We start from the raw sequence: 12,293 nt of genomic DNA, 5'->3' as shown, positions 1-12,293 counted from the left end.
ATTTATTCTCCCTTCACCACAAGGTCAATTAGCCCTATTAATTGTGTCGTATATGCAATTTGTTGACTTCCCTTTAACGATATAATCTTTTCATTTGCCCTATTTTTTTCATTTTCTATTTGACCATTTAACATTCTTAAATACCTTTCATCCGATCGACCGCTTACAAGGTAATCATTAATCATTTGTTCAAGACGATTGACACGTGTTTTACAACCTAATTTGATTGCTTGAATACGTGTTTCAATTAATATCGTTTGTTCAAACTGAATTTCTTCGAGATAGTTCCCCATAAATTCTTCTATCACAAATTGACCTTCAGCTATTGCTTCATCATGTGTAAAGAAATGCAAACCGAGATTGTCTATTTCTTTAGCATTAGACAATTGTTTACTAAATTCTAGATAATCAACATCAACTGCTGTACCTGTTTTCTCACAAACTGGCACTATTCCAATATGGTTTAATTCATGAACACCGCTCACCTCTATATTAAAAATAGGCATGCAATAATCCCCTAGTTCCATCCCAATGTCCTTTGCAGAGACAGCAAATCTAAATACACGGTATAAAGCAGACCTATTTTCTAACTCTGCTAATATAAATCGAATCCAGAAGCCTGTGATAGGTATAAAAACTTCTAACAACTCATTGTATTTACTCCCATTGAATTGAAAAATAAGTTTTTTACTCTTTAATATCGAAGTTATTTCTTCTTGATGCCCTTCATTTCCAGGCTTTCTTAAAAATGTTGTTAGCTGCTCCAATGTAGTAGGTGATAGAGCAAATTTAAGTCGTTCATCATCCAGCCATTCAAACTCAATATTATTCATTTCGAGATAAAAGGCCGTGATCTTGGCTGCATCTTTAGGTGTTAAAAAGTCATTTTGCTTAGTAATCCCACTAATAATGGAATTAAATGAATCATCCCCATACAAATCATTTCTTTGTAAATCAAACTGTTCTTTTTCAATTTTGGCTTTTTCCACCGCTAGCAGTAACGTTTTCATTTTCTCCTGCTGTTGACTTTCAGTTAATGAACCTTTTATTAAATCTTTTTGAAAATCTTCAATCTCGCTTCCAATAATAGGTTCAAACATTCCAATACTTTCATGGACTAAATTTACCCGCTCATACAATAATTCATATATTCGCTCATCTACAGTATTTGCAAGATACATATTAGCCACAAACACTTTTTCTGCCTGTTGACCAAATCGATCGATACGTCCAATACGTTGCTCAATTTTCATTGGGTTATATGGTAAATCATAATTCAACATTGCCTGACAAAACTGAAAATCTAAACCTTCTCCACCAACATCACTTGCAAGTAAAATATTGAATTTCTTTTGCTTAAAGTTTTCAATAATTTCATAGCGCCCTAAATGATCACGATTTTCTACTAAAGGCGTTTGCCCTGTAATCACACCAACTGAAAACCCATCCGCTTCTAAACGGTTCTTTAAATAAGCAATAGTTTTTGTAAAAAATGAGAAAATGATAATTTGCTTATTTTCTAGAACATCAAACAAACGATTAATCGTTATAAGTAGCTGATTATATTTTGTGTCTGTGACTAAAGCATTAATTTTTTCACAAATTTCTTGAGAACGTGTCTGCAAATGTTGAGGTAATGTATCATAATCAAACGTTGAATCATCTTCTATATCTTCAAGCGATTGATTTAAATCCATATTTTCTGTAAAAAAACCTCTAGTTAAATACTCTTTCATTGCTGGCAAACAACTTGTTGCCATTCTTCTTGGTAAATTAGTTACAAATCCAATTGCGCTTGGATGACCACCCTTAAATTGATATTGCTCTGTTGCAAACTCAATGATTTCTTCGTAAATTTCTTTTTCTTCTTGTGTAAAATAGATAGGGACTTTCACAACATCTCTAACTACTACTTGTTCAAACGCTTCTTTTTTCAAAGTTCTTGTAAAACTTGCTTCTAAAGGATTAAACAATTTCAAAATCCTTTCAAATTGTGCTATTTCTTTCGGTTGAAACGAAATATTTCTATCCAATTTATGAAATAATTGTTGCATTTGCTCATGCTTCATAAACAAACCATTCATCTTTTTATCTATTTCTAACATTTGAAATTGCATGGATGAAAATTGCGATACATCATTTAATTGAAGGTCCTGCATGAATCGATTCAATATTTTTACCGGTTCAATTAACGCTGAAAACGATTGAATATCTGGGTACAAATAAGGATTTAATACATGCATGAGTTGGAATAAATCTTCATCTTTTAAATTTAATGGTGTGGCAGAAAGCATTATAAGCATTTCACTTAAGGTACTTATCAAATGCCCTAAGCGGTTACTATTCGTTCCTCTATTCCGCATATGATGCGCTTCATCTATAATAGCTAAGGACCAAATAGCTTCTTGTTGCTGACTATTCAGTTCCTCTAATTGTAATAGCATTTCCTCACTTCTTAACATTTGCATGCTGACAATATGAAACATTTGATGTGGTTGAAGCTGATTAGTTTGAATGTTTTTTAACAACAATTTAAAGGTATCCTTATTGTGCAATTGAAAAGTTAAATTAAATCTATCGCGCATTTCTTTTTGCCACTTCGGTCCTAAAATGTTTGGACAAACGACAATGACTGGCTTTTGCCCGCGAATTTTTTTTCGTGCAAGCATTTCCGTAATAATAATGCCACTTTCTATCGTTTTACCAACCCCCACCTCATCTGCAATGAATAACCTTTCCATCGATTGGCCTTGTAAAAACTTTAACAACGGCTTAAATTGAAACGGGTTAAAAACTGTTTTGCTATTTAAATAACTATATAAATTTCCTTCATAAGGCTTTTTTAATCGAGTCCACGTTTGAAAAACTTCATAATCACGCAAGTTACCGTAACGAGCTTCATCTATTTCCTTATAAATTAATGATTCTTCATCTACGAAAAGTTCAAAAAACTTAAATTGCATAGTTTTGATAGTTCCATCAACCGACACTTTATATAAATATTGCCCACGTCTTTCAATAATGTCTATAACAACACCAATTTGTTGTGTAGTAATTAATCGTACTTGACTGCCTACTTCTATCTTCAACAAATTCACTTCCTAGCTGCATATTATGTAAAATCATACTATGAGCTTAATTATATAGAAATATTTTCAAATTAAAAGCATGCCGACATAAATCAGCATGCTTAAGTAATTTATTTCACAAATTATTCATTAAAGATTTTAACGCTTCAAACTCTTCCTCCGACAATGTAACACCTTTCCCCATCTTCTCACGGTTTGGCGCCCATTCGCGTATGTCATATTTCGGGGCATTACCGTTCCAACTAATGCGGTTCAGCTCTTTCTTCCAACCTTTTGCAGATTCTGATAAGACGCCGATATGTTCAACAACTTCATATTTGATTTCAGCCATTTTAAAAGCCTCCTAGCATTTAATAAACTTGCTCAAGTTCAACAGCTCGCTTGAATGTAACGCCTGTATTGATCGCAGCAAAGTGCTTTTCTCCGCAACGGATTTTTTCTAATTCCGTTTTGCGTAAATCTTCTGCAGCCGTACTTCCTTTTGTCTCAACAATAAAGTACAATTTCTCTTTGCCATCTTCTTCTACAGATAATGCCCAGTCTGGATTATAGTTTCCTAGAGGTGTTTTGATTTTAAAGTCTGCTGGCAATTTAATATAAAACTTTACATTCGGATCTTGTTCACATGATTCTGCAAAAGCTCGTTCAACTGACGAATCCACAATAATATGGTCATAAGGAGAACGATTGTCTGATACTTTTACAATGCTATCTTCATACGATTCAACTTCTTCTTTTTCAAATAAGGTTTGACCGTAAACTTCCTCGTTCTCAAGCATTTCATACTTAATGCCATCCACCATCGCTAATCGCTTCGCCGCATTAATAATGCGTGCTGCCTCTAACATATACATTTGTGGATTACGTTTAAAATCATGTAACGTGCTACTCTGCTTTAAAATAGCAATTAATGTTTTACGAGTCAGCTTTGTATCTTGTTGTAGCTCTGTTAAAATATCTGGCGCTTTCGTATATTCACGCTTAACTGTGCTAAAGCTTGTTTTAACAGTCGTTTTTTCTTCAATTCCCGCTTCTTCAATTTTTAACTGCCTGCGCTCATATTCTAGTTTTTGAATACGTACTAGCAGTTCATCACGTAATTTGTCTGCTGCATCTTTAATAAATTGCTCGCTATCAAAATGAATCGAATAAGTCGTTTTATATTTAATGCGTTCCCACAGTTCGATAAATGGTCCAGATAATGCTTCTTTATTTAATCGAACCGTTTCTTTTTTCGCATGATCTTTAATTTCAATTTTTTCAGTATTAAATTTCAGCTCAATTGCAGTAATAACCTTTTCTGTCATATTTGGCGCCAGTGCAGTATATTCTTCAGGCAGCTCAAATACTTGATCTTTAATTGCTTTCGCTAATTCAACGGTTCCTTTCCCTTTTGCATCAATGTATTTTTGCTCCGTTAAGTATTCAACAAGCTTTTTTGAATACTCATAGCCCAAAGGTTTTTGGTATCCCGTTAACTCGTCTACTTCTAAGACAAGCGAACTAAATGTTTCGTTCGTGAAAATACCAAACTCCATGCCATCTTTTTCGTATTCATGCTGTAAGTCAGCAGCAAATTCTTCGTAGCTTTCGTTTGCCATTACTGTTAATGTATTTACTTCGAATCCATGTACACGATCACCATTTTGATTAACAGCTATGCGGAGACCGCGACCGATTTTTTGACGCTTTGTTAGTTCATCTTTCGAGTCAATTAGCGTACAAATTTGGAAGACGTTTGGGTTGTCCCATCCTTCTTTTAAAGCTGAATGAGAGAAAATAAAGCGCAATTTATGTGCCGTTTTCGTCTTCCTTTTTTCTTCATCATACATCGTCAGTAAATCTTCTTTATCTTTCATGATGATTTGGAAGGCACTTTCATCCTTTTCCCCACCATTTTTGAATTTACCCTTTTTATCAATTGAGAAGTATCCATTATGCACTTCTTCAACAGGAATATGATAATCACGAAGTTTTTTATATTTAGGAGATTTTAACACATCCTTATACTCTTCTTCAAAAATTTGACCGTATTCCCCTAAATAAGGCTTACCTTCCTCATCGTATTTTCGGTAGTTTGCAACATTATCGATGAAAAATAGACTTAATACTTTAATCCCTAATGAATTTAGTTTCATCTCTTTATTTAAGTGTTCCTCGATTGTTTTGCGAATTTGACCGCGCTTTACTTCTAAATCGGCGTAGTGTGCTTGGCTTAAATAAATGATAGATGACTCGCCTGAAAACTCAATGTACTCATTATCTTTTTCAGCCGAAATATCGCGAACATAACCGATTTCTTCATAAGCCGTTAATTTTGTCTTTTTCACTAAATCATCATTTTTCTTTAGCGAAATAATCTTTTTCACAATGCCTGTTTTCGTTTTCGCAAAAACTTCTACGGATGCTGTAACAGAAGTCTTTGTCGATTTAATACCTAATAATCGTAAGTGAGCCTCATTACCATCAATTGTACGTTTAACGCCAGCCACTTCGATTTGCTTTACGAGTTTGTTCTGATACGCTTCAACAGGTCCTAATTTATAAAGTAAAGGATACCCTTCTTCTTTGTGCGTTGCAGAGAAACGGAAAACAAATGACGGATTTAATGTAGCAATCGCAGCCTTTGCATTCGCAGTATTATCTACACTTTGTGGCTCATCAATGACAACAATTGGATTTGTTTCCGCAATATAATCTTTAGGTGCAATACCGTATAAGCTATCGCGATCATTACGGTTGAAAATATTATCCTCACTGTTAAAGGCTTGAATATTAATAACCATAATTTCTATATCATCGCTTGAAGCAAATGCTCGTATGTTATCTAACTTCGAACTATCATACATAAATGCACGATATACAATGCCTTGCATTTGTGTTTTAAAATAATCTTTTGTCATTTGTAACGTCTTCATGACACCTTCTTTAATCGCTACAGAAGGAACGACAATGATAAATTTCGTAAATCCATATTTACGGTTCATTTCTAAAATCGACTTTAAATAAACGAACGTTTTCCCTGTGCCTGTTTCCATTTCGATATTAAATTGCGGAAATGGTGACGGAATAGATTGCGCAATCGGAATGCCCTGCTTAATTTGAATTTGCTGTACGTTTTGCAAAAGCTTACTTTCCGATACATCGATTTTATTACCGATACCTTTTTCACCAAAAAGTTTTCCCTGTGCATCTTGATCCATGATTGTAAACTCTGATTTACGAATTTGCTGCCCTTCAAATACGCTTAATACGGCGTTTATTGCATCTGTTTGATACGTTAATTCATCAAATTGAATTTTCATTACTGCTCACCTCTAAATCGTCAACAAGTTATCTTCTGGATAACCTGCATCTTTTAGGATTTCAATACAATTCAATTTATCTGAATCATTGCTGAAACCTGCATCACTGAAAATCACGCTACTAGTCTCTGTACCATGCTCATCACGGCGTGCAATCACCGCTTTTGCAATATCCATTGTAATCCCTTTTGCTAAACAAATGAATAGACTTCCAAAAGCGATATCGTAAATTGTTTTATCGTTTACTTCAAACGTTTCAATTGGATATGTTAGCTCTAACCCTTGCTTTAACATAATCTCATACACAATATCTAACTCTGAACGCCCATCGATAAATGGTGTTTCATATAAATTTAGCTCGTCTTCTAAATTCGCAAAATCAACATTCCATTCACGAATATTCGACGTATCAAGTTTTAACACCTTAAACCCGATATCTAGTGAATCTGGATCTACAGTATTCTCATCAAGCATACCTGCTTTTATTTGCTTTTCTTTTAGATCAGCTTTAATTTTTTCCCCAGCTCGACGAATACGTTCTTCACCGATATCACAAATTGTACGATATCCATCTTTATATGCCTCTGATTTTTCATCCAGTGATTCTGGAAGCTGAACCATAATAAATTTACGGTTTCCTCCATCTTCAGCATTTAATTGCATTGTGGCATGAGCTGTTGTTGCTGAACCCGAAAAGAAATCTAGAATAATATCGTTTTCATTTGTTGCGATTTTTAACATCCTATGCAATAAATTGACAGGTTTCGGATAATCAAAATACTTCTTATTTACAAACATTTTTTTTAATTCTTGAGAAGCACTTTGAGTGTTTCCTACTTCCGTGTTTTTCCAAATACTAACAGGAACAATTCCTTGCTGTATTTCAGATAAAAATCGCTTTATTCTTGGTGTGTTTCCACCATTTTCCCCGAACCAAACTCTATTATCTTCAATTAACTTTTCCATTCTTTCCTTTGAAGTATTCCAACAACGCCCATTTGTAGGTTTAATGATATTACCGTTTGGTGTTATGATTGGATAATCATATTTCTCGTTGTAAGTTGCTACAGTTAAATTATCAGATTGCCAAGGTCCACGAGGGTCATTATCCGGATTTTTATATCTCGCTATTTGTTCTTCAGTCATTGGTAAAAGGTTTCTTTTAAACTCATTTTTTCTTTTTGCGTACACAAAAATTTGTTCGTGATTTAAAGAAAAATATTTTGCATCATTTTGAGGTGCAAACTTCTTTTCCCAAATTATTTCTGAAATATAATTTTCTTCGCCAAAGATTTCGTTACAAACCATTTTCAATTTTTCTTGTTCATTTTCATCAATACTAATAAAAATAACACCATCATCTTTTAATAAATTTCTAGCTAATTTCAATCGAGAATATATCAAATTCAACCAATCCGTATGGAAACGCCCATTACTTTCCGTATTTGTTGATAAGATATTCCCATCAGCATCTACTTGTCCAGTTTGCTCTAAGTAATTTTGTACACCGTCTTTAAAGTTATCTTTGTAGACAAAATCTTTCCCTGTATTATAAGGAGGATCGATATAAATCATTTTAATCTTACCGTTATACGATTTTTGTAATAGCTTTAATACTTCTAAATTATCCCCTTCAATATAAAGGTTTTCAGTTGTATCAAAGTTTTTACTTTTTTCAGGTACAGGGCGTAGTGTGCCTTTTGAAGGTTTTTGTGCGCCTTCAATCATTTTTTTCTTGCCATGCCATGTGAACTGGTAGCGTTCTTGCCCTGTTTCTACGATTTCCCCTAATACCGTTTTTAGCATATCAAAATCAATTTTATTACCATCTATTAGGATTTCTGGAAATAACTCTTTTAACCGTGAAATATTTCGTGCCGTTATATCTAATGATTCTCCGTTCATTTTATTAACCATTGCCTTGCTCCTTTTCTATTAATGCTTGTTTCGTAAGTTTCATTTTATTGGCAGCTTGTTGAAATTCAACCCGCTTATTCAGCTGATTTTCTTTTTTAGCTTGTTTTACATAATCGTCAATTTGTGCATCCATTACAACGAGTTTCTCTAGCAAATTATTTTGTAATGAAACTGGTGAATAAATATTATAACGAGCTTGTAATTCAATTTGTAACAATCGCTCAAGCCACGATTCATAAAACGTTTTTAAATTGGTTTTATTAAGGTTTTCAAAGTTCAACTGTTCTTCCACTTGTTGAAGTGTTACGATTTCTTGCACCTCATAAAGAGTTTTACTCGCTAACAAACCATCCTTTTTCTTCTCATGTGTCGCAAATACCCATTTTGTACGCGTTTCATCAAAGAATAAAATAACCAATGGATTCGGCATAATACTCATAAATACTTTATAAATTTGAGCTGATTTTTTTAAATCTTTTACGTTTACCGTTAAAAAAACGATTGAATCATAACGCTCTGTTTCGCTTTCAAACACATCGATATTCGTATTACTAGTTTGGATGGTTGCTAAAATACGAATACCTCTCGACACAACATGTTCAGAAATAATTTTTTTCTGAGCGGGTGTTAGCTTGTTTTCCATTTGATTGTACGGCAATGTTTTCATGATCTGTGTTGCTTTCGGAAAACGAATCGCCTTTAATAACTGTGCTTCATTCATCACACTTCATCCTTCACAACTAAAAATGAAATTAATTCAATTTCATCATCACCTAAGTCTAACTGAGCTTGCACTGTATTTACACCGAAGTTAAACAAGCTTTCAACCCCAACCTCATCTTGCTTATCTTTAATAATATTTACCGCTTGCTTCAGTAAACCCTGATAATTCTCCATATCCGTTGCATCATTTGTTTTTTCATTAAACCACTGGACTACTTTTGTATCTGGCTCTTGTTTGCCAAATGTTAATTTACGATAAGTATCTAAAATTTTCTTCGCATGTGTATAATGAATAAACGCTTCACCCTCATCCGTCACATACAATAAAATATATGGGGCTAGGCTATTACTTTCAATCGCTACGTCTTTATGCTGTTTGAAGCAGAAAATAACACCAGGCTGCGCTTCTGGCAGAAAGTCGTTACTCACAACTGCATATAAGCCTCTTGGTGCAACTGCTAGCTCTTTTTTATACGATTTTAATGCAGTGCTTAAATCACTTTTAAAATCTGTATATGTTAAATCAGTAATCGAAATCGCGCCTGAAACATCCTCTAAATTTAATACGTCATTTTGCAGCGCTTTTAACTGATTGCGACGATATTCTAAGTCATTCATTTCTTTCGATGACGTATCTAAAATGTCTTCTTCACCTGATGCAGAAGTATTCAAAATTTTCATACGACCTTTTACACGTTCCTCTAAATTGATATATTCATCTAAATTCATGTTTGGCCAGAAGTTCACTAGTTGAATTTGTTTATTTGTAGAGCCAATACGGTCAATACGCCCGAAGCGTTGAATGACACGTACAGGATTCCAATGAATATCGTAATTAATTAAATAATCGCAGTCCTGTAAGTTTTGACCTTCTGAAATACAGTCTGTCGCAAAAAGTATATCAATTTCATCTGTACGTTTATTGTCCACCTTGTGACGTTCTTTCGATTTCGGTGAAAAATTGATTAAAACATCATTAATATCTTTTACACGTACGCCTTTTAATGTACATTTATTCGCTCCGCTTCCAATAACTAATGCGGAATGAAGTTGCCTATTCATTAAACGCTCCGAAAGATTATCATATAAATATTTGGCTGTGTCAGCAAAAGCTGAGAAAATGATGACCTTTTTATTCCCTGGATTTATTGGATTTTCGATTTTTTCTTGTATTAACTTTACTAATTGTTCTAGTTTTGCATCGCGTGTAGTTGAAATTTGTGTTGCTTGTTGTAATAGATCTTGCAATGTCGCTAAATCCGCATGTAAATCCCCTACCCATTTTAATGCGTCAATATCATTTAATTGAATTTGTACTTTGTCACTACCAACTGTGATTGCTTCGATTTGCTCATCATCAAGCTCTACTGCGTCATCGTACTGCTCCGAATAAGTTTGTTGGGTTTGAAGCTGTAAAGTTTGAAGTGTCCCTTCAACTCGTGCGACTAACTTTTCAAGCGTCAGCCTAAATGCATGAATGGAGCTTTCTAAGCGTTTGAAAAGGTTCACCTTCATTAAGGCTGCTACAGCAAATTCACGATCCGTTTGTTTAAAAGTCGATTGTCCTTCCTTTACTTTTGTATCGTACAGCTCTTCATAATGCTTGCGTTTATGAGATAAAATGTATTTCATCGGCTGATAAATACTGAAGCTTAATGATTCTAAGCGTGCGTTGACTTCGTTCATATCAACGAAGCGTTGTTCTGTGTCCACATCTGCTTTAATAGAAATCGGTTTTAATCGCGTTGGGAAACTACCTATATCTTCCACGTTATAGTATTTTTCAATATGCTTGCGACTACGAGCAATCGTCAGTAAATCAAGCAACTGGAAATAGTCTTGCTCTACCATATTTAAAAACTCTTCTGTTGTTCGCTTTGGTGCTGACAAAGCTGTCCAACGATTGAACGCTGCTTGAGCCGCACGTAACGTTTGTTCAATGCTTTCAATACCTTCTTTTTGAAGTGCTTGATCGTTATCTTCCGTTATAAAGGCAATTTGATTTTTAATATCATTCATTTTATTGTTTACAGGTGTGGCTGAAAGTAATAGCACTTTCGTTTTCACACCTTTTTTAATGATATCTTGCATGAGCTTTTGATAGCGCGTTAGTCGGCCCTTATGCGCATTGTTATTTCGGAAGTTGTGCGATTCATCAATTACAACCAAGTCATAGTTGGACCAATTGACAGTATCGAGACGTATTTCACCCGACGTCCCACTTTCGCGGCTTAAATCGGTATGATTTAACACATCATAGTTAAAGCGGTCTTCATTTAACACATTCCTTTTATCGTTTTGCGTATAAACTGTCCAGTTATCACGTAGTTTTTTCGGACACAAAACTAATACACGGTCATTACGTAGCTCATAGTATTTGATGACCGCTAATGCCGAAAATGTTTTCCCCAAGCCCACACTATCCGCTAAGATGCAGCCATTATATTTCTCCATTTTATCAATCATACCGAGTACACCATCACGTTGAAATGGGTAAAGCTTATTCCAAATGACAGTATCTTTAAAGTTGGTTCCTTCTTTAATAATATTGTCCTCTGAAAGACTTTCTAGATTTTCAGAGAAAATATTATAAAGTGTGACAAAATAGAGCCACTCTGGCGCATTTTCTTTCTGAAAAGCATCAAGTTGTTGCAAAACTTCTGCAGTAATTTCCTTAGACTTTGTTTCATCTTGCCAAAGTCGATCAAACTCTGCGAGCATGTTTTGCGTAACTCCCATCGTTTCTTTCATGATGGTATAACTAGCTTGTCGATTCGAGGAAGTAATGCCTAATCCGTCCGCTGTAAACTCAATTTCCGATTGAATAAAAACGTCTTCATCCTTTTTGTTTTTAATCATAATTTGCTTAGGATACGTTACTTCCCCTAAAATTGTTTTAAACTGAGCATTTTCGTGAATCCATTGAGATAATTCTCGTGCATTTTGCTTTGCCAACATTTGATTTCGTAATGGAATTTCGAACTGGTTTCCTTCCAAGTGTAGTTGTTGGTCTTTTCGCTCGATCAGCTTATATTGATTATTTCCATCGATTTCTTGTTGATAAAAAGTTGGCTCTGTATATAGAAAGCGAAAAGATTCCCCTTTCGCTAACGCTTTTTTTAATTCTTGAAAGACATTCATACTAAATTTTGCAGAAGCAACTGCAATTTTTGAGCCTTTTTTTATTTCATCTTTCATCACTTGAACGAGGGTGTTGTTCCCTTTATTATCGACTAAATCTACTTTCAACCGTTAACAC

General features: G+C 34.4%; 6 protein-coding genes. All 6 read right to left on the bottom strand.

The features are described from left to right. Positions 1 to 2: 2 nt before the first annotated feature. On the bottom strand, positions 3 to 3,089 hold the full coding sequence (locus tag CEF22_RS03465; protein ID WP_100401769.1) for a helicase-related protein: 3,087 nt from the start codon (positions 3,087 to 3,089) through the stop codon (positions 3 to 5). 115 nt (positions 3,090 to 3,204) lie between these two features. Continuing rightward, positions 3,205 to 3,420 (bottom strand): YdbC family protein, encoded by a 216-nt coding sequence (locus tag CEF22_RS03460; RefSeq protein ID WP_100401768.1) that lies wholly within the window; start codon positions 3,418 to 3,420, stop codon positions 3,205 to 3,207. Positions 3,421 to 3,439: 19 nt separating this feature from the next. Next, positions 3,440 to 6,394 (bottom strand): restriction endonuclease, encoded by a 2,955-nt coding sequence (locus tag CEF22_RS03455; RefSeq protein WP_100401767.1) that lies wholly within the window; start codon positions 6,392 to 6,394, stop codon positions 3,440 to 3,442. Between the two features lie 12 nt (positions 6,395 to 6,406). After that, on the bottom strand, positions 6,407 to 8,311 hold the full coding sequence (locus tag CEF22_RS03450; protein WP_100401766.1) for a site-specific DNA-methyltransferase: 1,905 nt from the start codon (positions 8,309 to 8,311) through the stop codon (positions 6,407 to 6,409). Continuing rightward, positions 8,304 to 9,032 (bottom strand): DUF4391 domain-containing protein, encoded by a 729-nt coding sequence (locus CEF22_RS03445; protein ID WP_100401765.1) that lies wholly within the window; start codon positions 9,030 to 9,032, stop codon positions 8,304 to 8,306. The genes CEF22_RS03450 and CEF22_RS03445 overlap by 8 nt, the downstream gene beginning before the upstream one ends. Continuing rightward, positions 9,032 to 12,283 carry a helicase-related protein gene (locus CEF22_RS03440; protein WP_198508016.1) on the bottom strand — a complete coding sequence of 1,084 codons (3,252 nt, stop codon included), beginning with the start codon at positions 12,281 to 12,283 and terminating at the stop codon, positions 9,032 to 9,034. The genes CEF22_RS03445 and CEF22_RS03440 overlap by 1 nt, the downstream gene beginning before the upstream one ends. Between the last annotated feature and the right edge of the window lie 10 nt (positions 12,284 to 12,293).

Origin of the sequence: Bacillus sp. FJAT-42315 (assembly GCF_002797375.1) — a bacterium.
Lineage (GTDB): Bacteria > Bacillota > Bacilli > Bacillales > Domibacillaceae > Bacillus_CE.
Note: the sequence above shows the minus strand (reverse complement) of the source record. Positions and strands in the feature narration are given on the sequence as shown.